At 43.9% G+C, this 25,377-nt stretch carries 22 protein-coding genes and 2 other annotated features (1 of these 24 only partly in view); of the genes, 1 reads left to right on the forward strand and 21 read right to left on the reverse strand.

The genetic code is table 11. The features are described 5' to 3' along the window. Positions 1 to 415 precede the first annotated feature (415 nt). Positions 416 to 1,681, reverse strand: coding sequence for a tyrosine--tRNA ligase (tyrS, locus tag ACYQ3Q_RS26785; protein ID WP_459931472.1), 1,266 nt, complete (start codon positions 1,679 to 1,681; stop codon positions 416 to 418). 488 nt (positions 1,682 to 2,169) lie between these two features. Between tyrS and ACYQ3Q_RS26790 the strand changes: the two genes are divergently transcribed. Then, on the forward strand, positions 2,170 to 4,806 hold the full coding sequence (locus ACYQ3Q_RS26790; protein ID WP_459931473.1) for a transglycosylase domain-containing protein: 2,637 nt from the start codon (positions 2,170 to 2,172) through the stop codon (positions 4,804 to 4,806). A 98-nt stretch (positions 4,807 to 4,904) separates the two neighbouring features. On the opposite strand, the gene ACYQ3Q_RS26795 is transcribed toward ACYQ3Q_RS26790, so the two are convergent. From ACYQ3Q_RS26795 to thrS, 20 genes are all read right to left on the reverse strand, one after another. Next, entirely contained in the window at positions 4,905 to 7,268 is a 2,364-nt protein-coding gene (locus ACYQ3Q_RS26795) for an endonuclease MutS2 (RefSeq protein WP_459931474.1), read from the reverse strand. Between the two features lie 112 nt (positions 7,269 to 7,380). Continuing rightward, complete coding sequence (locus ACYQ3Q_RS26800; protein WP_459931475.1) at positions 7,381 to 9,945, reverse strand: U32 family peptidase; 2,565 nt, start codon at positions 9,943 to 9,945, stop codon at positions 7,381 to 7,383. 357 nt (positions 9,946 to 10,302) lie between these two features. Continuing rightward, a complete protein-coding gene (locus ACYQ3Q_RS26805) occupies positions 10,303 to 10,770 on the reverse strand; it encodes a response regulator transcription factor (protein ID WP_459931476.1) in 468 nt (155 codons plus the stop codon). 8 nt (positions 10,771 to 10,778) lie between these two features. Beyond that, positions 10,779 to 12,038: a hypothetical protein gene (locus ACYQ3Q_RS26810; protein ID WP_459931477.1), complete on the reverse strand. Its 1,260-nt coding sequence runs from the start codon at positions 12,036 to 12,038 to the stop codon at positions 10,779 to 10,781. Then, a complete protein-coding gene (locus tag ACYQ3Q_RS26815; protein WP_459931478.1) occupies positions 12,019 to 12,642 on the reverse strand; it encodes a polyprenyl synthetase family protein in 624 nt (207 codons plus the stop codon). The genes ACYQ3Q_RS26810 and ACYQ3Q_RS26815 overlap by 20 nt, the downstream gene beginning before the upstream one ends. Positions 12,643 to 12,685: 43 nt before the next feature. Further along, on the reverse strand, positions 12,686 to 12,919 hold the full coding sequence (locus ACYQ3Q_RS26820; RefSeq protein ID WP_459931479.1) for a hypothetical protein: 234 nt from the start codon (positions 12,917 to 12,919) through the stop codon (positions 12,686 to 12,688). Positions 12,920 to 12,925: 6 nt separating this feature from the next. Next, positions 12,926 to 13,120 (reverse strand): hypothetical protein, encoded by a 195-nt coding sequence (locus ACYQ3Q_RS26825; protein ID WP_459931480.1) that lies wholly within the window; start codon positions 13,118 to 13,120, stop codon positions 12,926 to 12,928. Positions 13,121 to 13,186: 66 nt separating this feature from the next. After that, the gene (locus ACYQ3Q_RS26830) at positions 13,187 to 13,330 is read right to left on the reverse strand and encodes a hypothetical protein (RefSeq protein WP_459931481.1); all 144 of its coding nucleotides are present in this window, start codon (positions 13,328 to 13,330) and stop codon (positions 13,187 to 13,189) included. A gap of 369 nt (positions 13,331 to 13,699) precedes the next feature. Further along, positions 13,700 to 14,374: a uracil-DNA glycosylase gene (locus ACYQ3Q_RS26835; RefSeq protein ID WP_459931482.1), complete on the reverse strand. Its 675-nt coding sequence runs from the start codon at positions 14,372 to 14,374 to the stop codon at positions 13,700 to 13,702. A 163-nt stretch (positions 14,375 to 14,537) separates the two neighbouring features. Continuing rightward, positions 14,538 to 15,785 (reverse strand): benzoate/H(+) symporter BenE family transporter, encoded by a 1,248-nt coding sequence (locus ACYQ3Q_RS26840; protein WP_459931483.1) that lies wholly within the window; start codon positions 15,783 to 15,785, stop codon positions 14,538 to 14,540. 300 nt (positions 15,786 to 16,085) lie between these two features. Continuing rightward, positions 16,086 to 16,637 (reverse strand): helix-turn-helix domain-containing protein, encoded by a 552-nt coding sequence (locus ACYQ3Q_RS26845; RefSeq protein WP_459931484.1) that lies wholly within the window; start codon positions 16,635 to 16,637, stop codon positions 16,086 to 16,088. Between the two features lie 15 nt (positions 16,638 to 16,652). Next, on the reverse strand, positions 16,653 to 16,910 hold the full coding sequence (locus ACYQ3Q_RS26850; protein WP_459931485.1) for a cell division protein ZapA: 258 nt from the start codon (positions 16,908 to 16,910) through the stop codon (positions 16,653 to 16,655). A gap of 28 nt (positions 16,911 to 16,938) precedes the next feature. Further along, on the reverse strand, positions 16,939 to 17,142 hold the full coding sequence (locus tag ACYQ3Q_RS26855) for a hypothetical protein (RefSeq protein ID WP_459931486.1): 204 nt from the start codon (positions 17,140 to 17,142) through the stop codon (positions 16,939 to 16,941). A gap of 49 nt (positions 17,143 to 17,191) precedes the next feature. Beyond that, positions 17,192 to 19,597 (reverse strand): phenylalanine--tRNA ligase subunit beta, encoded by a 2,406-nt coding sequence (pheT, locus tag ACYQ3Q_RS26860; RefSeq protein WP_459931487.1) that lies wholly within the window; start codon positions 19,595 to 19,597, stop codon positions 17,192 to 17,194. A 12-nt stretch (positions 19,598 to 19,609) separates the two neighbouring features. After that, complete coding sequence (pheS, locus tag ACYQ3Q_RS26865) at positions 19,610 to 20,632, reverse strand: phenylalanine--tRNA ligase subunit alpha (RefSeq protein WP_459931488.1); 1,023 nt, start codon at positions 20,630 to 20,632, stop codon at positions 19,610 to 19,612. Positions 20,633 to 21,047: 415 nt separating this feature from the next. Next, positions 21,048 to 21,842, reverse strand: a complete 795-nt coding sequence (locus ACYQ3Q_RS26870) for a TrmH family RNA methyltransferase (RefSeq protein WP_459931489.1) — start codon at positions 21,840 to 21,842, stop codon at positions 21,048 to 21,050. An 81-nt stretch (positions 21,843 to 21,923) separates the two neighbouring features. Further along, a complete protein-coding gene (rplT, locus tag ACYQ3Q_RS26875) occupies positions 21,924 to 22,283 on the reverse strand; it encodes a 50S ribosomal protein L20 (protein WP_034144089.1) in 360 nt (119 codons plus the stop codon). Positions 22,284 to 22,311: 28 nt separating this feature from the next. Further along, positions 22,312 to 22,509 (reverse strand): 50S ribosomal protein L35, encoded by a 198-nt coding sequence (gene rpmI / locus ACYQ3Q_RS26880; RefSeq protein ID WP_034144088.1) that lies wholly within the window; start codon positions 22,507 to 22,509, stop codon positions 22,312 to 22,314. A gap of 21 nt (positions 22,510 to 22,530) precedes the next feature. Continuing rightward, entirely contained in the window at positions 22,531 to 23,046 is a 516-nt protein-coding gene (infC, locus tag ACYQ3Q_RS26885) for a translation initiation factor IF-3 (protein WP_459931509.1), read from the reverse strand. Between the two features lie 29 nt (positions 23,047 to 23,075). After that, positions 23,076 to 23,207: a sequence feature (ribosomal protein L20 leader region), on the reverse strand. Between the two features lie 164 nt (positions 23,208 to 23,371). Continuing rightward, complete coding sequence (gene thrS / locus ACYQ3Q_RS26890; RefSeq protein WP_459931490.1) at positions 23,372 to 25,294, reverse strand: threonine--tRNA ligase; 1,923 nt, start codon at positions 25,292 to 25,294, stop codon at positions 23,372 to 23,374. 48 nt (positions 25,295 to 25,342) lie between these two features. Continuing rightward, positions 25,343 to 25,377, reverse strand: a binding site (T-box leader); it runs 189 nt beyond the window's last position.

Raw genomic sequence — 25,377 nt, forward strand, 5'->3', positions numbered from 1 at the left:
TAACTTGAAGAAGATGATTCGCTCATGATTTATTTTGAAACTCTCTCGAGTTTCTCTCATTGGCTGTCCTTGTTGTTTAGTTTTCAAAGACCATTAATTTTTCTCAGCCGTTTGCGGCCGGATTTACATCTTAGCATTTTCAACTCTCGTTGTCAATAACTAATTATGTCGGCCATTCATTTAACTTTACTAAGCAAGATTCGCTTTACCTCGTTAATTTTGCGGCACTTGGATATATTAACATTTGATAACTGCCTTGTCAACCGTTTTTTTGTATACTGTATCAAGAAATCGGGAATCCCTACGAAATTTGTTTTTTTGATTGCTAGCAACATTAGACAGGTACCTGAACGACTATCGACTATTTACTAGTTGTTTAAGGTACCTGTCTAATTTCTGCCTTGTAAAAAAGGTTTTACTGAACTTTAATCAGATAATAGTTTTTCTTTCCGCGGCGAGTGACAAGATATTTTCCATCTAAACGTTCCAGTTCGGAAACGCTTGTCTCTACATTTGTATGTCGAATATCATTGATATAGATGGCACCGTTCTCTATTGCCTCTCTAGCTTGACGTTTGGAAGACACTGCCCCCACTTGGACTAACATATCAACCAGGCTGGTTTGAGGATCTTCGATAGTTGTCGAAGGCACATCGCTAAAACCTTCTTCCACTTCAGCAGAAGTTAGCTTCCCTAAACCTCCTCCGAAAAGTGCACTTGAGATTTTTTCTGCCCGCTCAAGCGCTTCTTGTCCGTGAACCAACTTTGTCATATCGATAGCCAAAGCCCGTTGTGCGCTCCGCTTCTCAGGCTCTTTTTCTACGGCTTGTGCTAGTTCCTCAATTTCAGTCATTGTTAGGAAGGTAAAGTATTTCAAGAACTTAACAACGTCTTGGTCATCTGTGTTAAGCCAAAATTGATAGAACTTATAGGGAGACATCTTTTCGGGATCCAGCCAAACTGCTCCTGATTCCGTCTTGCCAAACTTAGTTCCATCACTTTTCGTGACGAGTGGTAAAGTTAGCCCGTAAGTCTCTTTTTCTTGATTAATTGCAGTCCGTCTAATTAGATCGATTCCAGCGGTGATATTACCCCATTGGTCACTTCCACCAATCTGCATCTCACATCCGTACATTTCGTTCAGTTTTAGGTAATCGTAGGATTGCAAAATCATATAACTGAATTCTGTGAAGGATATCCCTTTAGTCATGCGCGATTCTACCGCATCCTTGGCCAGCATGGCACCCAAGGGAAAGTTCTTGCCAATATCTCGCAGGAACTCAATGACTTGAAGCGACCCTAACCAATCATAGTTATTAGCAAGGATTGCTGGGTTTTCGCCAACTTCAAAGTCTAAAAAACGACCTAGTTGATTCTTGATCTTTTGAGCCCACTCTTCCACTATTTCTTTAGGGTTTAATGTGCGCTCAGCGGCCTTACCACTTGGATCCCCGATTAGACCCGTTCCTCCTCCCACCAAGGCAATCGATTTATGTCCTGCAAGTTGAAACCTCTTTAGGACTAAAATGGGCAGCAAGTGTCCAATATGCAAGCTGTCTGCAGTTGGGTCAAATCCACAGTATAATGTCATCGGGCCCGTTGCTAATCTTATGCGTAATGCTGTTTCGTCCGTGTGTTGATAAATTAGCCCCCGATCTTGTAGCTCCTTAAAAATATCCATACAAAATATCCCCCTTTGTTAATCTGAATCCACGTGATCGGTATTTTCAATTCCTCATTGCAGGGTTAGAAACGAGGAAAAGTCCCCCAACCCACCCAAGGTTGAGGGACGAAAATACTTCCGCGGTACCACCCACATTGAATCCGTATAAGAACGGATACCAGCTTCACCAGCGATAACGAGCTGATCCGAGAGTTTTTGACTCTAGTCCTGAGGTGTAACTCTTGGTTTCTGGGTCGATTTGCACCTTACACCGACTCTCTACTACCGTACGCCAAGTTCCTTCTCAATCATTCCATTATTTTAATGCACTTGTGTAATTGACTATATTATACAGTTTCTCCTGCAAACCCGCAACTATCTTGAACCTAAAGAGTCTTGATTTAACTCATACTTATTTAGAATTTCCTTGTCGCTATAAAAGTATGATATAATTTCATAGATTAGACAGTTACAGGGCCTCATTTTTTACTTTAGGAGGTTTCATTATGCCATCGTCTCAAAGACCAAAGGGTTCAAGGCGCCCTAAACACTCATCAAGGTTACGGGTTGCTTTCAAGTTATTGACAATCTTTATAGCTCTCTTCACACTTGGCTTAGCAATTTTCGTTGGTATCGCCGTAGCCGGTACTCCTAAATGGGACCCCGTCTTACTAGGTGACAAAAAACAAACATCTTATGTATATGACAAGGACGGCACCGAATTTGCCCTGTTGCATGGATATGAGAATCGTCAAACTGTTGAGTATTCTGAAATTCCTGATCTTGTTAAGAATACGTTCATTGCGGTGGAGGATAAGCGCTTTAACGAGCACATTGGTGTTGACCCGATTCGGATTATCGGCTCTGCTTTGAATGATATTCGTTCAAGAAGTGCTAAAGAAGGGGCTAGTACCATTACCATTCAACTTGCCAAAAATGCCTTTATCGAAGATCCTACAGCCAAAAAATTATCTCGAAAGATTCAAGAAGCAGTTCTTGCCATCCAACTGGAACGCGAATACACCAAAGAAGAAATCCTAACCTTTTATCTCAATAAAATCTTTCTTGGTGAATCGTCGTTTGGAATCCAAGCTGCTGCCAAAACTTATTTTGGCGCAGATCTTAAGGATCTAAAGCCTGCTGAAGTCGCTCTTTTGGCCGGGTTACCCCAGGCTCCCAGTCAATACAATCCTTATATTCATCCTGATTCTGCCAAAACCAGGCGTACCACTGTGCTCGGAGTAATGCGGGATGCTGGAATTATCTCCGCTGAAGAGTATAACACGGAGAAAGATGCCCCCTTCACCTACGTTGAGGAAATGAAGAAAAACCGCGGTGGGGCTCAAAAAGCTGCAGTAACCAATGCGAGCTACAAATTCCCCTATTTTGTTGATTATGTTATTGAAGAATTGGAAACCACTTACAGTTTAACTCCTGAACAAATCTTTAGTGGTGGTTTACGCATTTATACTACGGTTGATCCAAAAATCCAAGGGGCTGCTGAAGCGGCTTTTGCTAACCCAGCCAATTTCCCCAAAAGCATGGACAATACAAAAGTTGAAGGGTCCATCACAATCATAGAGCCTTCGACAGGTGCCATTCAGGCCATGGTCGGTGGGCGAGACTATACTCCCCGAGGACTGAACAGAGCTTGGCAATCCAAGCGCCAACCCGGATCAACGATTAAGCCCTTGGTTGTCTATGGACCAGCCCTCGAGAAAGGTGGATATTTCCCTGGTAGCGTTCTTGACGATATGCCAGTAACCTACAGTGGTGGCAATGGCAAGTCTTGGGCACCTACTAACTTTGATACTGAGTCTAAAGGTTGGAAAGGCCTTATTCCCATGCGTTATGCCGTTGAACAATCTGTGAACATCTATGCTGTCAAACTCCTGAACCTTATCGGGGTCGATTACGGTTGGTCGTTTGGTAAAAATAATCTTGGACTCCCGCTTGAACCGGAAGATCGAGTCTTGAGTCTAGCCTTAGGGACTACTCATGTAACCACGCTGGACATGGCAACCGCCTATGGGGTTTATGCTAATAACGGAGTGAAGGTGACTGATCACGCAGTCCTAAAAGTCTTAGATGCTAAAGGAAATACAGTGATCACGCCGAAAATTACAAAAAACCGAGTCATGAAGGAAACGACTGCCTATCTTGTCAATAGTATGTTACGAAGTGTTGTGACCAACGGAACAGGCGTCAGCGCTCAAATTGGGAACTGGGCTGTTGCAGGTAAAACTGGCACCACTTCTTTGGATCCTGCTAAATATGGCAATAAATCCGGTAATCCTGACGCGTGGTTTGCTGGATATACTCCGAACTACGCTGGGGTTGTTTGGATGGGCTACGATTCCGACCCAGATGGGCAGCATTATTTGCGCAGTGTCTATGGCGGGAGCTATCCTGCTCAGATCTGGAAGAGCGTTATGTCGGCAGCTCTTAAGGATCTCCCCGTTAAATCAAAGTTTGAACAGCCTTCAGGGATTATTAGTGGCACGTTTGATAAGAAGTCGGGACTCCTTCCCAGTAGTTTGACCCCCTCGGAATTCGTCGCTACGGAAATAGCAGCCCAAGGAGATTTTCCCACGCGGATTAGTGACGTCTGGTTTCAAAAAGATGTCGACGCTGATTTTCCGACTATGTTAGCAACCCCAAGTTCGAAGAATACTTTAACCAAGACATTCTTGAATTTACCCGATCGTGATGCCTCGTGGACATGGCCCTCTAATGAGATCCCCTACAAACCGCCTACAGAGATAGCACCTGAGCCAGTTACCGATTCAATCCTTGATCCTGATCCTTTAGCACCTCCACAAGATACGATACCCCAGGAGACATTGCTTCCTGCGCCCGTACTTGGACAAGTAAGTTACGATCCCAAGACCTCAAAGGTGACCATCCCTATCATTAACTGGTCAGGAAATGAGGTATATTCTACAATTGTCTATATTCAACGTCCTGGTCAACCTGTCGGAAGCATTCCAATTAAGATTTCAAAGGGATCCCTTTCCTTTTCACTAGCGATAAACGATGAAGCTCCTAGTCCAGGTTCTTACTTCTTCCGTGCCTCCTTTAAAAAGTCAAAAGAATCAGAGGCTGGACCGTCTTCGAATAGCGTGAAATTAATACTCACTTAATATTAAGGCCTTAACACGTGGCTATAACAAAACAACACTGTATCTCCAAAAGATACAGTGTTGTTTTTGTGTTTAATTAAATATTAATTTAGGGTTTATTACTTCAACTCAACAACTGTGACTCCTGAGTCCCCTTCTCCATATTCCCCGATCCTGAAACTGCGAACATGCGGGTGCCCTCTCAAGAAATCCTGAATCCCCGCGCGCATAGCCCCTGTACCCTTGCCGTGAATGACGTAAATTAGACCGATGCCTCCGAGAACGGCGTCATCAAGATACTTGTCTAAGGCTTCTGTACCCTCCTCAACAAGCATTCCTCTTAGATCAATTTCACTACGGATGTCCTCCGCCTTTCGAAGTCCAATCCCCATTTTTCTTGAATATTTGGGTGTGGTCTTCTTCTCCTCCTGAGCTAATTTCAATTCTGACAGTGGCACCATTACTTTCATGATCCCCGCTTGAACTAAGACATCGCCATTGGCATTAGGGAGTTTAATAACTTGCCCTTTCTGCCTAAGCTTCGTGAGCTGCACGGTCTGCCCAAGCATGATCTGATCAGCTGTCAATTCGCTTCCTGAGCGTTTCACTGGCCGGCCTTGATCCAGTTTCGCTGAAGCCCGGCGGAATCCTTGACGGGCCTTTTCAATATCCTGTTGCTGTTTAGTCTCTTTCTTTAGAGCCGCTTTTAACTCTTCGATTAAAGCCTCTGCTTCACGTTTCGCCCCCCGAATGATTTCGCTGGCTTCATCCTTAGCCAAGGCTAACAAGAGTTCGTATTCTTCATCTAAACGGATCGTCTTTTCTTCTAAAGCCTTACTTTGGTTTTCGACCGCTTGCCGACCCGTAGCAGCTTTTTGCTTTTCTAACTCAATTTCTCGGTGGGTTTCTCCTAAATTTTCAATGAGATCGGCCACCTGCATTTCCCGCTCCGTCACAAAAGTGTTAGCTTTTTCGAGGACTTGCTCTCTCAAACCCAGCCTTCCAGCAATCGTAAACGCATTGCTTTTACCGGGTATCCCGATTAATAGCTTATACGTGGGACGTAAAGTCTCCGTATCAAACTCCACTGAAGCATTCTTAACCCGTGGGGTTTCGTAAGCAAACGTCTTTAATGCCCCATAGTGAGTCGTCGATACCGTTCGGCAACCTCGTTCATGCAGTTCCGCCAAAATTCCCATCGCCAAGGCTGCCCCTTCTGTTGGGTCGGTCCCAGCCCCCACTTCATCGAGCAAGACCAAGGAACGTCCGTCTGAGCAGTTAATTATTTCGACGATATTCTTCATGTGCCCTGAGAAAGTGCTTAAAGATTGCTCGACACTTTGTTCGTCCCCAATGTCCGCAAAGATCTGGGTAAATACCCCCATGCGAGAGTCACTTTCCGCGGGAATGTGGAGACCAGATTGATTCATGGCCGCCATAAGGCCGACTACTTTTAGGGCCACCGTTTTTCCCCCAGTGTTTGGCCCGGTAATCACTAACGTATCGAAATCAAGCCCCAATTCCAAGGAAAGCGGAACAACTTTTCCACCGATTAACGGATGTCTTGCCTGAACTAATTTCATTTGTTGCCCTGAGAGCAATTCTGGAGCGCCAGCGTTCATCGCCACACTTAAATGCGCTTTGGCAACCACTAAATCTAGTTGAGACAAAACTTCGTGAATATCCGCAACCGCATCCGCCCGTACCTCAATTTGAGCAGAAAGCATTTGGAGAATTCGCTGGACTTCGCGTTGCTCTTTTAGGATGACTTCACGAAGCTCATTACCCAACTGAACGACAGGCATAGGTTCGATAAACAACGTTGCTCCGCTCGCCGATTGATCGTGGACAATACCGGGAAACGCCGTGCGGTATTCCTGCTTGACCGGTACAACGTAACGATCCGAACGTTGTGTAATAATAGGGTCTTGGAGCATCTTCTGATAGCTTGAGTTGCGTAAAGTCCCTTCCAAACTTTCTCGAATGCGGTGCTGCAGGCGGTTTACCGCTCGCCTAAAGTCCGCTAGTTCCGAGGAAGCATTATCCGCAACCTTGCCATCTTCCGAGATGCAACGGGAGATCTCATCCTCAAGATCCTTTTGTGGTTCGATCGGTAAGGTAATATCCCATAATCTAGGGAATTGCTCTCTGGATTCCATAAGGAGTTGTTTTATTTTCCGTCCTACTCCTAATGTATCACGAATCTCAAGTAGTTCTTCTCCATGTATTACTCCACCGCGTAGACAGCGCTCGATATAGGGACGGATTTCTTTGGCTCCTCGAACTGAAAAAAGAGGATTTCCGCGCAAGAGATCCTTTCCCTCGTCCGTTTCTTGTAACCCCAAGCGAACCAATTCCAAATCAACAAAGGGTTTTAAACCAATAGCCAGTTCTTTGGCCCTTGGTAAGATACAATAATCCGCCAAACGTGACAATACTTTTGGAAAATCCAGTTTACTTAGAACTTTATCTTCAATTCCCATAGCTCCTCCTCTATTCATTCAAACCCCATAATAAATATAGAAAACTCGTATTAATCAATTATTCAGGTGCAGACGATCCAACGAATGCTCAGGCCATCTTAGCGCTATGAACCTATAACACTCCCCGGAAGAAATGCCCTTTTGTGAAACCTTCTGGGAAAAGAGCACCTAACTCATTCATCCCTTCATCTGACGTCACTGCGCCCCTTTTGCCTCCCTGTAAGATATCCCAAGCCTCACTAAATAGACGTACAATCTGTCGAACTTGGCTGGGGGATTGCCGAGTCAATTGAAGACGGACGGTCGAAACCCCCATACGCCGAATCTGAGCAAGTTCTTCATAAAGATTAAGAATCTTAACATTGAAAAGATGCATCCGACACTCCTGGTCTGTCTCCACGGGGAAATCATAACGCATACGATCGCGTAGGTAATGCGGTTCTTTCACGCACGTTCCAGCACAGTGTTCTCCTTTTTTTCCACCTAGCGTAGCCCCTACCGGACAGTATTCGCTCACCATCATTTCGAGATCTCCGAACGAGATCACTTCCACCCCTGGCCATTTAGCTAAAGGAGCAAGTTGTTCGTGGTGCAGTTCTGGGGAAAGCGTCACCTTTTTTGCACCGAGACGCAAAAAATGAGCTAAGCTGGCTTCGTTGAATACATTTAAAGAGTAATCTACTTCAAATTCCCAATCCGGATCTATCCCCTTCAGGATCTCCAGTTCTCCTAGGTTGGCAACCATCACTTTCGGTTTTTCCGCCCATTCCTTCGCTTTTTTTAGAGCTGCTAAAAGATGTTTACTCTGATCCTGATTTAAGATGCGGGGTAACCGCCATACACAATCAATTCCCTGCTTACGGCACCTCTCAAAACTATTACGAATTTCTTCCAGCGTAAACCCTCGCCGAGAACGCCAATGCTCTCCACCAATGAGAACTCGTTTGGCTCCTGCTTGAATGGCAGCTTGCAGTGTTTCCTGATCGCTCACAGCCACCGAAACTTGGGGAACGACACTCTCGCTAGTTTGTAAGCCTGCCCTTTCCTCTGCTTGACGATGTTTCCAGCGTTCTACCCTTTGACGATAGGTTTGTCGATCAAGCATTTGCCTAGGGCTGTCCTGTAATAATTCTTCAACCACCAAGCGACGCATTTCATTTAAGTCACTGACTGGAAGCATGATGCCCTCATCGATTTCTAACTCCAGCTTATCGAGCCAAAAGGGAGTTGTCCCCAATCGCCCTAACTGTTGGAAAGCGTAGTCCCACGTTAGTGGTCTTTTCAAGGCCTTTTGAGCAGGGTTCGTCGAATAAACGGTAACGTTATGCTCGCTGTCTATAACCTCTAAACGCAATTTTTCCCCAATATTCCCCGAAAGACGCAGGTTCAACGGGTTTTTGCGTTGCTCTCGCCCCTCTTGAAAGCTTAGCCGAGCCTTTTCCATGAGTAAGGCGTCATTGGTCTTGAAAACTCGGTCCCCTGGCTGTGCAACTCCCGAAAATTCTATCTGGACAGTTTCCCCCGGTAATCCTTCAATGACCTCTGTTTGATCCTTCCAGATCAGGCCAACGGTTACCCCTTCTCGCCCACGCCCTGTCCAGAATTCGATTCCATCCCCAGGGTGCAAAGCAGCCTCTAGTTTGAGCGATAATCGCCCGGCATCTAAGCGTGCCACTCGGCCGAGACGTGTCCCCCGGTTGTTCGGACGGCTATAGCTCATAAGTTCTGCGCCGAGGTTTTGCCTAAAATACCCGCTTGTAAACTCTCGATTAAACACCTGCAATAATTCCTGATGCTCACCTGGGGTTAGCAAGGGAGTCACTGCGCTACCTTCTCGCTGGTCTCCGATCCGATCTATTGCTTGCCGGTAGAGACGAATGACAGTCGCTACATACTCTGGTCGTTTCATTCTACCCTCAACTTTAAGAGAATGAACTCCGACTTGCTTTAACTCTGCCAATTCCTCAGCCAAATTCAAATCCCGAGGGCTTAATAAGTGTTCTCCGGTGTTTTTCTGGACTAAAAGGTTCTCTTTTCCTTCATTTAAGAGCTGATACGTCATCCTGCAGGGTTGAGCACACGTGCCGCGGTTTCCGCTCCGCCCTCCAATAAAGCTCGACATCAGACATTGTCCTGAATAGCCGATACAAAGTGCGCCATGCACAAACACTTCAAGATCTAGTGGCGTCTTTCCAGCAATCTCTTGCATTTCAGTCGCCGAGGTCTCCCTTGCCAAGACTACTCGGCTAAAGCCAAGCGACTCGAGATGTTGAACTCCCCAGCTTGTATTCACCGTCATTTGTGTGCTAGCATGGGTTTCCATTTCCGGAAGAATCGTATGAATTAATTCCGCGACCCCAACATCTTGCAAGATCACGGCATCGACACCTATTTCATGTAAGGCGTAAAGATAGTTCAACAGTTCCTGAAACTCCTGGTCTGCAATAAGGATATTTACTGTGACATACACCTTAACTTGCCGTTCATGAGCATAACGAACGGCCTTTTGCAGCTCTTCTATCTCAAAATTTGCAGCACTTGCCCTAGCACTAAAGCTTTTCCCTCCGAGATAAACCGCATCTGCGCCGTTTTCTACTGCCGCCTTAAAGGCTTCGTAACTACCTGCAGGAGCCAAAAGCTCTAGCGGTCGGGATTGTTCTTTTATTATTTCATCCATGTCATTACTTCCTCTGTTTCTACATTGTGAACATATTTAAATAACCATCTGCCAAAGGCTGGACAACAACTTCATTATAATTGTTTAATTTTGATTTGTACAATTGGTCTTTCTGTAGCTCAGAGTGACTTTAAGACATCGCGTTGTGGCCAATTTCCGCAATAATGTTGGCGTTACGCCACGTGAGTTTAGAAACACACCATTTTAATCACAACACCATGATTTGGGAGCAGTTGCTACCTGAAGCATCTTAATCCTAGCGATGAGAATGATCTCTTTGCTTTTTATATATGCAAAGGGATCATTCTCACCTATTAGGTAAGAATCCCTTGTATTCTAGAGTTTTTTTGCGTTTTTCTATCTATTATTGAAAGGCCAAACTTCCCTATCAACATATGCCCAATTTAAGACAGCTTCCAAACGGGTGCTTACCCCAAATTTATGTAGAATATTACTAACGTGAAAATCCACAGTTCGTACATTAATACCTAAAGCCAAGGCAATTTCTTTGTTATGTAAGCCTCTTGAAACTAATTCTATTATTTCTATTTCTCTTTTGGTCAGTAGTTTACGTAGCGTTTCTACAGGCTTCACTGGGAAATGTAAGTTATTATTCTTATTTACCGGTTGAAGGAAAGCCTCTAACCCTTGCGAAAAATTGACTCCACCTTGATAAACATTTAATATTCCCTGAATCATCTCCTTGACTGAACAGTCTTTCAGTAGAAACCCATTGGCGCCCTTACTTATCGACTTAGTAACATAGCCTTGTGGATTTTGTCCGGTCAGCATAAGAATCTTTACTTTGAATTGAAGCTTTTTCATTTTATCTATTAAATCAGTCCCACAGGTATCTGAACTCGTTCTCTAAAACCTTGCTTTCCTTCAAATAAAGCAAGGTTTTTTAATAGCATACTTATTATAACTCGCATAAAGTAAATGCAAGCCATGAACAGCATGGTTAAAGATAGCGAAACAAGATATACCTCTAGATTTAAGGTCTTTACTAATTTGAAAAAGTAAAATACATACGAGAGAATAAAACTAATAACTACTCCTGAAATAAAAAATGAAATTATTGTCTCAAATAGCCGACGACTATCCGGTAAATATCGATTGACTATGACATAATACCAAGCGACTGGCACAACGGAGAGAAATAAAGAACTGAAATCGAAGTACCTCATCGGGTGAAAACCAAATAAAAGAGGAACTGCCGTCAAAATGACAAACGGAAAGAAGCCTATTACCATGCCCAAAAAAAGTATACCCGCCTGGTTCTTTTCCGGGTTATCTTTGGGCAGCATTATTAGCGAACCAAGATTTCCGAGTACTAAAAGTAGGGCTATCATATCAGTCAATAATATTATTTTCATCAATAAACTACTTGCATTGTTGATGATCCCAATGGATTGTAAAACAGTCAAAGTCATTAGGACAATAGCTGTTATGGCAAACGTATGAATGCTTAACCTGTTTGCCCTGTTTCTATTCTCTTTTGGAAAAACCGAGATCAGATTAATAAGAAATACAGGGACTAAAGACATGCTTATATAGCATAACTCCTTGGCAAAAAACAAACAGCGACCTGAAGCAGAAGAAAAAACTATTACCAAGCCGATAATCCAGTTCAACCAAAATATAGCACGTGCTTGAGCCAAAAAAGGGCGTTTAAGCCATGTCATAAATCCCAACAGCCAGAAAACAAAACCTAAAATATGTAGAGGAATTTCTTTTAATTTATTTTGCCAATTTGAACGTGTGGGCAATTTAATATAGTAATCTATTGGCTGATTAAATCTGCGGACTTCTATAGACGAAGCCCCTTCCGCTACCCTCCATTTTTTAAATAAAGGGTAATTGCTTGGAACATCCTCATTGATTTTTATGACTATGTCCCCGACTCTTACCCCTGCTTGGTACCCCTCGCCCTCAGGATCACTAACCGTCACAAGCCATTGTCCTTTATCATTCTCAAAGTCAAGACCAATGCAAGGTTGATTGATAGTAATAATAAAATATACAAATCCTATTACTATGAAAACGACGCTCGCAATATAATATGCCTGCCGTCTAAACACTTTCTTCCACAAGTTTAATCATCTTCTCCTTGCCTTTTTCCAGAACTGGTATCGCTAAAATTATCTCCATAGCCTTTTGCCGAAATATTTCGTACATAACTTTGCAGTAATGGGCAACCCCTTCATCGATGGCTATTTGTTTTAGATAGTCTCGTTCTTCGTTTCCGAACCTGTGTAACCCTTGGCCTTGCATCTGAGTTAGTTCCTTGAACCGCTCGGGCTGCCCTTTTAGAATACTTAAAAGATAGACATAAGGCAGGGTTTTCGTTCTATTAAGGAAATCCTTTTTCTTTTCGAAATCTAAGAAATCGTTTAAATCGTTTCTGATTTGGCTCATTACCCCAAAGTTTATTCCAAACTGGTCTAATTGGAAGATTAGCGCTTTCGACCCACCGCCTAAGGTTGCCCCAATTTTACAGGCACAGGCCATTAAACTTCCCGATTTTCGCTTAACTAACTCAAAATATTGCTCTAGAGAAATTTGCTCCCGACTATTATACTGGAACTCCTGGAATTGACCCTCTATAGCACTTATTCCCGTACGATTTAAGATTGAGCTAACTCCTCTAAAGAGTCTATCATCTTGAATATTTGCTACTGCCTCATTGCTCAGCATAAGTAGACAAATGGCTAAGTTGATAGCGTTAGCATTGGAGAGTTTACGCCAGGGCAAATAGCTCCATTGCTATTGCCCCTGGCAGCGCAACTTTAGGTACCCTGCTTACACATTCACAACTCAATAAAGTTAAGTTTGCCCACGGAAATAATTCACCAGTCTTGCCTTCAGCGTTAAGCGTGGACTTGATCAGGTGTAACATTTCTGCATTCAGGTGAGCTCTAATAAGAATTTCATTTATTTCTGTGGAAATAGTTTGATCAAGCTGAAGGCTCATCTCCTTTTACCACGTAAACAAAGGTTGTATACCAATCGTTAGCGTATCCCCAGATACCTCGTACTTGGAAAATACGTTTTGAATGATCGTGAATTCATGAGTCTTAAGTTCTGTTGAAGGTAGCCCGTTTTCTAACGACAACAAACTTTTCGGGTTCTTGACTAGGCCGTTGACCAGTTCCGCAATACTATCATAGCTCATTTTTCATAACACCCTTTCTTATTCTGTTAACTAACAACATTTACTCATTTTCCTAATTTTTTAAGGTTAAAGGATTTTAGATATTTCAATTATTTCTTCTTTAACTATCTCTAATGGCAGTGCAACATCCCTTACTAAAGAGTGAACCTCAGATATGGCGTATTTATCATTCGATAGGCACCCCTCCTTCGGTTTCTTCGTTTTCTCCATTATTATTCATTTATCCTTATAACTTCCTTTTCCTGCTGTGAAATTTAACTTATACTGTCGTACCATGACAAAAGAATGCTTTATTGAAGAAAATCGACTGTGAGGGCTCCTTTCTTCTTCCCCTATCACCAGTAAGGTACAGATTTGCATTAGAAATCTCCTTAAAAGTTGCCGAAATTCCAAATCTCGATCCAAAGTCCATAAGCTCTTTGTCGATGCAAAAATCTATTTGACCCCTAAATTCTGCTCCCAATTCTCTCAGTAATTGTATTTTCGGTTAAAAACCAAACCCCTCAGATGCCTTCTTTTCGCTCTGAGGGGTTGTCATATGTGCCATTTATTTTATTGTACACTGCCTTCTTTATTACTTCATAGGTTTTCAATTTGCCAGTCTATGGGGTTTTTTTCCATAGAAATTAAATAATTGTTGGTTTTAGAAAAGGGTTTACTCCCCAGAAAACCGCGAGACGCCGAGAGCGGACTAGGGTGGGGGGATTTTATGATAGTGTGGCTCGGGTTAGTTATTATGCCTGACTTGGAAAGAGCATTGTTTCCCCATAATATAAAGACGATCGGATCCTGACGTTCGTTTAACAAGGTAATCACTTTGTCTGTAAATAACTCCCATCCCATATTCCGATGCGAGTTTGCCTGTCCAGCAATCACGGTCAGTGCTGTGTTTAATAATAGTACTCCTTGATCTGCCCACTTTTTTAAATAGCCATTATTCGGAATAAAGCAATTCAAATCACTCTTAAGTTCTTTGAAAATATTTAGCAAGGATGGCGGCGGAGCTATTCCTGGTTTTACCGAAAAACTTAGTCCATGAGCCTGATTAGGTCCATGATAGGGGTCTTGTCCTAAAATAACTACCTTAATATCTTTATAAGCGGTGTAATGAAGGGCATTAAATATATCATGCATATCCGGGTAAATTGTCTTGGTCTTGTATTCCGTTATCAAAAACTGCCTTAATTTTTGATAGTATTCTTTGCTGAACTCATCATATAATAGGCTTTGCCAGTCATTATTAAAAATAATCATCTTATCACCCAGATAAATTATATCATATTTAGGTAAAGGAACTAGCCCCCAGTCTCAATTCTTCTATTCAATCATTACTTCGCTAAATCAATGGCTTGAAATACTGAGTACTTCTTCAAGGGTATCCCATCTCCTCTTTAGTTGAACGAGTTGACTTAACCTCTCAACCTACTCTCCGATGTTTTCCTCGCATTTGTAGAAAAATCTTTGAAGAGAACATTTTCCTTAGATCTCCCGATAGCATATAATCAGTAACTATACCCGCAATTAATCCCCAAAAAGGTGATCCGACTCCGGCAATTGAAATGCCCGATAAAGTAACCAGAAAAGTAATCAACGCAGCTTCCTTTTTTTCGTCTTCTTGCATCGCTGAGGTAAGACTTGAACCTATCGACCCAAATAGCGCTAATCCCGTTATTACAATAATCAATTCGCTAGGGAAGATTGCAAAAACAGAAACAATAGTTGCACCAAAAATGCCAAATATAAGATAAAAAAGACCCGCAGAAATTCCAGCAATATATCGTCTATTTGGATCAAGATGGGCCTCCTTCCCGGTACAGATCGCAGCTATTAAGGCTGACAAATTGATACCATGGGCTCCAAACGGAGCGAAGAGGATTGATGCAGCCCCGGTAGTAATAATGAGTGGATTTGCTGGAGTATTGTATCCATCAGCCCTTAGCACCCCAAGGCCCGTTGCATTTTGCGAGGCCATCGTTACAATACAGAGTGGTATTCCTAACCCTATTAGCGAACTAAGTGAAAATGTAGGCTTAGTAAAGATGGGTTGGACAAGAAAAACGCTGACCCCTCCTAAGTTTACTATGCCTAGACTATAGGAAATCAGGAGACCTAGGAGTAAACTTGTAACGACCGCATAGCGTGGAAACCAGCGCTTGGATACCAGATAACCCAATATCATGGGTATCGCTAACATAGGCAACTGTTTTAAGGAAACAAAGACATCTACCCCAAATTTAAGTAGAATCCCGGCGAGCATTGCAGTAATGATTGCGTAAGGGATCCGTTTCATAAAGGAAGAAAAAAGACCTGTAAATCCAAGTATCGTAATAAGTATCCCGGAAAAAATGAATGCGCCAATTGAGTCTGAATAGGCATAAGCACTCCAACCTGAGATTAACATTACAGCCCCTGGTGTTGACCAGGCAGTAATCACAGGTGCCTTGAATCGAATACTTAAAATAATGGATGTCAGTCCACTAGCAATAGAAATCGCCCATATCCACGATGATAGCTGTAAATTGCTTAAGTCTGCGACCTTTGCCGCTTGGAAAATCAGCAGTACAGGTCCAGCAAAGCCAACAGTAACAGCAATTAGCCCCGCGACAACGGCGGAGATCGAAGAATCTGATTTTATTTTTTTTAGAAATACTATAAAAGAACTCATTCTTGAACATACCTTTCTAATAGTTGTATCATTGAGCGTTATAACGCACATTTGTGTAAAGTATACCACGTATGCGTTATAACGCTCAATAGTTTAGAAACAAAATCTTGCAATCTTTTTATTAAGGAAACGATCAAAGATTTTGACCGGCGGCAAGTCGATTATACTTTTTCCCATGAAAATAGCGTTTTTTCATTGATCAGTGCCACTTTTAGAGGCAGGGGGGTCTGACTAGTGCATAAAAAACACGACTTAACAGGTTGTTAGTCGTGTTTTAATCCATATCTACAGCCAAATTTTTTAGGAAAAATAGTAAATTAAATGCTGAAAACTGGTGAGTTGATCGGAAAGATTGCGGTAAATATGTTCTTTATTGGCCAGATAACGGATAGCATCCCCTTTATTTAACACATAAACATTATCTCCGATATCTATTTGTAGGACTCCTTCGATAAGGCAAATATATTCTTCAACCCCCTCGTCATGCGGGGGTGATCTATGGGTACAGCCTGGTTCAAGGTCAATGATAAACACTTCAAAGCCTCTATTGCTATCGAACATGAATTGTGGATAGATTCTCATTTGCCCATTTTCTTCAATAATTGGTTTAATATCTGAATGATGTATAAAAAGAGTCTCTTTACCTTCCACCCCATTTGCTAATAGCGAGGAAAATGAGACTTTCAGACCTGTCGCGATTTTCCAAAGAGTGTTAATTGTAGGAGTAGATTCTCCTCTTTCGATCTGCCCTAACATTGCTTTGCTGACACTTGTTAACTCGGCGACTTTGTCTAAACTCAGTCGCCGTTTTTTCCTAACACTATTTAAGTTTTTTCCAATAGTAAATCTCATTTTCGGTACTCCATGCTACTCAGTTTTTTCTCCAAGTAGCTGCATTAAGGTCTCTTGTTCCTCTTTCAGTTTTGCAAGGTCATCGGCTAGATTCAGGGCAGTCAAAATTGCAACCTGGTGTGCACTTAAGCGAGGTAGCCTTTGCGCAATCAGACGCATCTTGTTATCGACATCATGCGCTAACCCTAGGATATATGATGCTGTCCCATCACCGCGGACCACATGCTTTTCCCCAAAAATCTCAACGCTGATTTTGACTGATTCATGTGCCACAAATTCCCCTCGCTCTCTTTTTGTCCAACTAGTCAGAAAGCATAACTTTCTGGAAAGTATCTTCTCGGTCATCACGGCACCTTGCCATCCATGGCGGTGCTCTAATCTCAACCATCCTTGGTTGAGTCTTGGCTACAGGGACACTCGGCCGTCCATGGCCAGCGGTCCCTTCTCGCCATCCTTGGCTACAGGGACACTCGGCCGTCCATGGCCAGCGGTCCCTTCTCGCCATCCTTGGCTACAGGGACACTCGGCCGTCCATGGCCAGCGCATCTATTTCTTTATTTTCGCCACTCCGCGCCAAACTCCTGCTGAATCCCTTCTAAGATGCGCGAATTCAGTAGGTTTACTTCCTCATCCGTTAGAGTCCGTTCTAAGGATTGGTAACGTAATGAGAACGCTAAGCTTTTGTGATCGTCAGGGATAGGCTTTCCAGTATAGACATCAAAGATCTTGACTTGTTGCAATAATTCCCCACCGAGCTTGCGTATCTTAGCCATTACCGCTTCAGCTGAAATTTCCATAGACACGACTACAGCCAAATCTCTTTGTATCGCTGGGAAACGCGGGATGGAGTAAGCACGAACGGTTTGCCTCATCTGCTCGATCATTGGAGTCAACTCTAATTCAAAGACGACCACCCGCTCAAGCCCCCACTCCTTTTCCAGAGATGGATGCAGTTCACCAAGGAATCCTAGGCATTGATTCTTCAAATAGATATCGGCTGAGCGCCCAGGGTGCAGCAAATTTTTACTTTTTGCTAAACGATACTCCAATTTAAGTCCGAATCCCAAGGCCATTTCTTCTACGATACCCTTGAGATAGTAAAAATCCTTATTGACTGACTGATTAAGCCAATGCCTTCCGCTCTTACCCACCGCAACTCCGGCCACACGCAATTCTTCTCGTGGAAGCTCCCGCAAGGGTTGTTCTTCTCCCCAATACGTATTCCCTATCTCAAAAATACTTACTTCCATGTTGCGGCGTGCTACATTGCGAGCTGCTACATCAAGGAGTCCCGGTACTAAAGAGGTGCGCATGACACTGAGTTCATCCCGCAAGGGATTAAGCAATGGAATTGAATGTTGGGCACTTCCCCATTGTGCATCCGATTCTGCGCGAGTAAAGGTATAAGTCAGTACCTCATCCATTCCAGATTGAACTAGGGTTCTTCGCAAGCGGCGGCGGAATTCCTGCTCTGGGGTTCTACTGCCTTGAGTCAGATCTCCTTGAGGAAGGGTCGTTGGGATTTTGTCATAACCGATTAAGCGGGCCACTTCTTCCATAAGATCTTCTTCGATCTCAATGTCCGAGCGGTAAGCTGGAATCTCGACCTGGAATAATCCTTTTTGTTGCTTATACTCAAAGTTCAAATCCTCCAGGACTTGACGTATCTCATCTGTCTTAAGTATCACACCTAGCACGGTTGAAGCATGCTCTGCTGAGAGGCTAACTTGACGGCTAGAGGGAAGCTTCTTCACTTCATCGACGAAGGCAACAGGACGTCCAGCCCCTAATTCAAGGAGTAAATCACAAACTCGGCCGAGTGTAGCCACCATTCCGTGCGCATTAAGACCCTTTTCAAAGCGATTAGAGGCCTCCGACCTAAGTCCTAGTCGACGACTGGTGCGGCGAATGCTGACCTGAGAAAAATGAGCCGCTTCGATCATCAGCCGCTTTGTATCCTTCGTCACCTCACTATCTAAGCCACCCATGACGCCAGCCAAGCCCAAAGGAACATGGTCGTCTGCAATAAGCAAGGTGTCTGTTTGAAGGTTCCGCTCCACTCCATCTAAGGTGACGATTTTTTCCCCCGGATACGCACATCGGACGTGAACATCCCCCTGTATCTTATCTCGGTCGAAAGCATGCAGTGGTTGTCCCATTTCCATCATGCAGTAATTCGTAATATCGACAATATTATTAATGGGACGAACTCCAGCAGCCTTCAACCGTCTCTGCATCCATTCTGGAGAAGGTTCTATATGAACATCTTCAACCACTAGACCTGCATATCGCCAGCATAACTCTTCATCTTCGATGATAATCCGTAGATCCGTAGCCGTTGGCAAGGACAGTTCTTGATGATGGTCCGCCCATTTCGGCAAATGGGGCTTTTTCCTGGTAAGAGAAGCGACTTCACGAGCAACATTGATCATAGCTAAACAATCTGGTCGGTTGGGATATAGTTCCAAGTCCAAGACACTATCTTCACGTCCTAAATAACTGCCAAAGTTCTCTCCGACGGGCGCCTCAGGTGACAAAATAAGAATCCCGTCCACACTGCGCTCTAATCCTACTGTCTTATCCAGCAAAAGCTCTTCACGGGAACATAGCATACCCAGGGAGACAACCCCTCTAAGTTTTGACTTCCGAATAGTAAGCTCATTGGGAAGGGTTGCTCCCACCATAGCAACAGGAATCCGATCTCCTACTAATAAATTCTGCGCTCCAGTGACGATCGTCACCGATTCTTGACCCACATTAACGTCACATACTAAAAGTCGATCGGCATCCGGATGCTTCGTAAGACTGACTAGTTCTCCGATCACCACTTTTTCGAAACCTTTATTTAGATTCTCGACACCCTCTACTTCAATCCCACCACGGGTTAGGGTTTCCGCTAATTGTTCGGCACTCTGATCGACATCCACCAGCTCACGCAACCACTCCATACTGACTTTCATGACATTTCCCCCTTAAAACTGCTGCAAAAAGCGCAAATCATTATCAAATAAGAGTCTCATATCTTCAATCCCAAACTTCAGCATGGCAATACGCTCAACTCCCATACCAAAGGCAAAACCCGTCACTTCTTTTGGATCGTATCCGCCTGCTTCTAAAACCTTTGGATGAACCATTCCCGACCCCAAGACTTCAATCCAGCCGGTCCCTTTACAGAGACGGCATCCTACTCCCGCGCAAAGCATACAGGAAACATCCACTTCTGCACTGGGCTCTGTAAACGGGAAAAAGCTGGGTCTTAAACGAATCTCTCTAGATTCTCCAAACATTTGGCGAGAGAAATTTAAGAGAATCCCCTTAAGGTCTGACATGCGAATCCCATGATCCACTACAAGTCCTTCTACCTGGTGGAACATCGGAGAATGGGTTGCATCATCATCATTTCGATAGACTTTTCCCGGAGCAATGATTTTCACTGGAAGATGAGGAAAGAGCTTCTCCATCGTTCGAACCTGAACTGGAGAGGTTTGAGTGCGAAGCAAAATTTCTTCGGTAATATAGAAGGAATCCTGCATTTCACGAGCTGGATGTTCCTTCGGTAGATTAAGGGCTTCAAAGTTATAATAGTCCGACTCAATTTCGGGTCCTTCAGCAATTTGGAATCCCATACCTAAAAAGATATCTTCAATTTCTTCCATTACTTGGGTCAGAGGGTGATGATGTCCACGCGGAATACGCATTCCCGGTAATGTTATGTCGATGCGCTCCGAAGTCAACCTTTTCTCTAAGACCAAGGCTTCGAGCTCCGCACTACGCTCCTCCCAAGCTTGTTCTAAACGACTACGTACTTCATTAACCACTTGCCCCATAATCGGCCGTTCCTCAGGACTTAAGCTCCCCATTTGACGCAACATTGCAGTTAAAGTACCCTTTTTCCCGAGAATTTTCACTTTGAGCTCTTGGAGCGCTTCCGAACTCTCCAGCTCCTTCAGTACCCGTAACGTTTCCTCTCCAATGCGCTGTATTTCCTTTTTCAAGTTTAACCACCCTTTCCATTCAGACGCATTCCAACCCGATACATTCGGTGTCGTCGCCTTCGTTATATTGTTATTTTTAAAAAAGTCTTTAGATTTAGCTAAATAAAAAACACCCGCCCCTGCGAAAGGGACGAGAGTTCATTCTCGCGGTACCACCCTAGTTTGACCAAACCGGCCACACTTAAGTTCCTGTTAACGGAGGAGACCGGGTCTACCTACAAATCAGCAGACCACTCCCAGGTGAATTTTAACCTCTTCACATGATGAAGGAGGTGGATATCTTCTTAGCTGGCTCACAGTCTAGGCCACGCCTCCCTGAAAAGAAAAGACTCCATTTTAACCTGATCATCGTATTGTTATATGTAAATTTACGAAGAGAACGTTCACAGAAAATTATAGCATTCTCTACAGAGTTTTACAAGAAATCCCTTTGGCGTACAATTTCGTAGAGTAAGATACCCGTAGCCATGGCTACATTAAGGGACTCCACATTTTGAGCCATCGGTATCGTAACACGCTGAACATCCTCCGTTTTAAAGGATCGCGAAGGACCCTTGCCCTCATTCCCAACAATCAGCGCCAGTGGACCCTCTGATAAGGTGGTGCGGTAAACCGCTTCTCCCTGGATATCCCCCATGAAGACACTCAAACCGTGTTGATGACAAAATTCTAAGATATCTCCCGGTTGGCTTGAAGGCAGGATAATTAGCGAAAAAATAGCCCCCATCGTGCTGCGCAATACTTTAGAATTATAGACATCTACCGTCCCTGGGGTCATACAGACATAACGGACTCCTGCCGCCAACGCTGTACGCAAAATTGTGCCCAGATTTCCCGGATCCTGAATACCATCAATAATTAGCAAGACTGTTTGCTGGTCAATGGTTACCTCTGACCACGAGTGATTGGTTTGGCGTACAACCGCTAAAATCCCTTGCGGTTCTTCTGTCGCACTCATCTTGCGCAGAACCCGCTCATCCACTTCCTCAAAAGGGATACTTCGATCCCGTAACCCTTTTAGCAGAGACTGCCCGTCTAGTGGCTCACGGTCTAAACAAACATAGACCTTTTTGATCAGAGCATTTCTAGAAACTGCCTCCTCGACAAAGCGCCATCCTTCGACCACGAACAACTGAGCTTCTTCGCGAGCTTTACGTCGCTGTAAGGAGACAACATATTTTACCTGTTCATTCTGTAAAGACTCAATCATCCATGCACCTCCAGGAGCGAGTCAAGAAAGTTATACTTTCTGCCTAGTCCAAAAAGAGGATGCCTTCGCACCCTCTCTGTTTTAAGCCTTGATTTGTACCTTAGCGACATTGACAATTTCCGTAAACGCTGCAGCATCGCTGATTGCGAGTTCCGCCAGCATCTTGCGATTGACTGTAACTCCGGCTTTCTTCAAGCCGTCCATCATGCGACTATAGGATAAACCATTTATGCGGGCAGCTGCGTTGATTCTGGCGATCCAGAGCTTACGGAAGTTACCTTTGTTATCTTTTCTATGAGCATAGGAATAAGCTAAGGATTTTAGGACTTGTTCATTAGCTGGGCGGTAGAGTTTACTTTTTGCTCCACGGTATCCTTTAGCTAATTTTAATATTTTCTTGTGGCGAGCATGTTTGGTCATGCCTTTTTTTACACGGGCCATGTCAAAGACCTCCTTTTAACTCCAGTTTTTATAGATAAGCAATTAAATTTGCAATTCGTTTGGCATCAGATTTATGCATCACCGTAGATTTGCGCAAATTGCGTTTTGCCTTCGGCGACTTCTTCTCTAACATGTGGCTAGTGTATCCATGCATACGGATAATTTTGCCGGTTCCTGTTTTCTTAAAGCGCTTTGCTGCGCCTCGGTGGGTTTTCATTTTTGGCATTTCGTAATCCCCCTTTTGCTATTAATCGTGTTTGATTGAAGCTAAAATCATGATCATGTTTCGACCCTCAAGTTTTGCTTCGCGCTCAACCGTAGACTCGGCCTTACAAAACTCGGCGAGTCTCACGCATAAGGCTTTTCCAAGTTCCGGGTGGGTAACTTCCCTTCCACGGAACATGATCGTTACCTTTACTTTATCCCCCTCCAACAAAAAGCGTTGGGCGTTGCGGGCTTTGGTTTCGAAGTCGTGGTCCTCAATATTGGGACGCAACTTGACTTCTTTGATTTCCATGCTTTTTTGTTTTTTACGAGCTTCTTTGTCCCGTTTGGCTTGCTCGTATTTGTACTTGCCATAGTCCATTAGTTTGCAGACTGGGGGTTTGGCCGTCGGTGCAATCTCAACAAGATCTAACGATTTCTCGATTGCGAGGGTCAAGGCATCTCTAGTCGCCATGATCCCCAGTTGTTCCCCTTCTTCTCCGACGAGACGAACATCCCGAACCCGGATTTCGTCATTGAGTCTTAAGTCCTTGCTAATAAGAAACCACCTCCAAAATATTTATCAGCTCAAAACAAAAAAGACGGATGAATTACCACCCGTCTTCTATACAATCACGAGCAAAAATTAAGCTCAGGACCAGAAGATACCTTAACGACGAACGTCGTAAGGTGAGAAGCGGATGGCTTCTACTTGACTTAAACATCTTACATCAAAAGCTCTCTCCTGTCAATATAGTTATCTTTGGCATTTATTTACAAGTTACATCCAGATCTATTATCTTGACATCGGTTAATGATGCATGACCACACAATGGACATGCATCATCCTGCCATGTAATCCCTCAAATGCTTTTTTCTTAGGATTAGCCTTTTACAAGAAGTTTCTTACTCTTAATTTCTTCCAGGATTAACGTACTAAAGGCCTCAACCGCCATTTTTTCTCCGGCATCCCCCTGACCGTATCTGCGCACGGCCACCATATCAGAGTCAGCTTCCTGGTCCCCGACGACTAACGTATACGGAATCTTTTCAGTTTGAGCCTCTCGAATCTTATAGCTGATCTTTTCTTTGCGATCATCCGTTTCCACCCGAATATCCAGTTCATTGAGACGCGAAGCTAGGGATTTGGCATACTCATGGTGCCGCTCACTGATCGGCAGAATTCGAACCTGAGTTGGTGCCAGCCAGACAGGAAAGGCCCCTGCATAGTGCTCTGTCAGAAGTGCAATGAAGCGTTCGATACTTCCATACACAACCCGGTGAATCATGACTGGGCGATGCTTTTGACCGTCTTCACCGATATAGGATAAGTCAAACTTCTCAGGCATTTGAAAATCAAGTTGAATCGTTCCACACTGCCAGGTCCGATCGAGGCAATCCTTGACATGAAAATCGATTTTAGGTCCATAGAACGCTCCATCACCCGGATTAATCTTGTATTCGATTCCCTTATCTTCTAAGGCATCTTGAAGCGCCTTGGTGGCGGTTTCCCAATCCTCATCTGAACCCATGGAATCTTCAGGCCGGGTCGACAATTCCACTTTATACTCAAAACCAAACACTTTATAGAAATAGTCAACTAGTTCTATAACCCCAATGAGTTCTTCATTGATTTGAGAAGGAAGCATGAAAATATGCGCATCATCCTGAGTAAAGTTTCGAACACGTAGTAAGCCGTGGAGTGCACCCGAAAGTTCATGGCGATGTACAAGGCCCAGTTCCCCGACACGAAGCGGGAGGTCACGATAACTGCGCATTTTTGTCTTATACATGATCATGCCACCTGGACAGTTCATGGGTTTTACGCAAAAGTCCTGGTCATCAATTTCTGTGAAATACATGTTTTCCTTATAATGATTCCAGTGACCGGATTGTTCCCACATCGAACGATTCAGAATAATTGGGGTCTTAATCTCCTGGTACCCGCGTCGACGGTGTTCCTGTCGCCAAAAATCCTCCAGCGCATTGCGTAAGATCATGCCTTTAGGATGGAAAAATGGAAAACCGGGGCCCTCTTCGTGTAGGCTAAAGAGATCAAGCTCTAGACCGAGCTTACGATGGTCACGTCGCTTGGCTTCTTCCAACTTGAACAAGTGGTCTTCCAGATCTGCTGGTTTAGCAAATACGGTTCCATAGATGCGTTGAAGCATTTTATTCTTTTCACTCCCGCGCCAATAAGCACCCGCTAAGCTCATCAGCTTAAAGGCCTTAATATTAGCCGTGGAGGGAAGATGTGGCCCTGCACAAAGGTCTGTGAAGTTCCCTTGAGTGTACATTGAAATCGTAGCATCCTCAGGAAGGCCCTCAATGAGTTCAACCTTATATTTCTCTCCCAATGCACCAAAGTGAGAAAGTGCCTCAGCTCGGGTGACTTCTCTCCGTTGGAAAGAATGCTTTTCCTTGATAAGACGGTTCATTTCCTTCTCTATACTTACCAGATCCTCAGGAGTAAACACATGTTCAGAGTCAAAGTCATAGTAATACCCCTTGGCAATCGCAGGTCCAATTCCAAATTTTGTCCCTGGAAAAAGATTCCCTACGGCCTCGGCCATTAAATGGGCTGTGGAATGCCTTAAAACGTCTAACCCTTCGTCACTATCTATGGTTATGATCTCCACCGCCGCATCTTCCGTAAGTGGATAGGAAAGGTCCTTCGTCTTATCATTGACTTTCCCGGCTACCGCAACTTTCGCCAGTCCCCGAGAGATAGAAGATGCGAGTTCTACTATTGTCGTTCCTGGTTCAACCTCGCGAATTGAGCCGTCTTTTAAGGTGACCTTAAGCATTGATTTCACTCCTTAGTAAATTATTAAAAATAAAAAACTCTCGTCCCTGACAGGGACGAGAGTTCTACTCCCGTGGTTCCACC

It is taken from the genome of Desulfosporosinus burensis, from assembly GCF_054657535.1.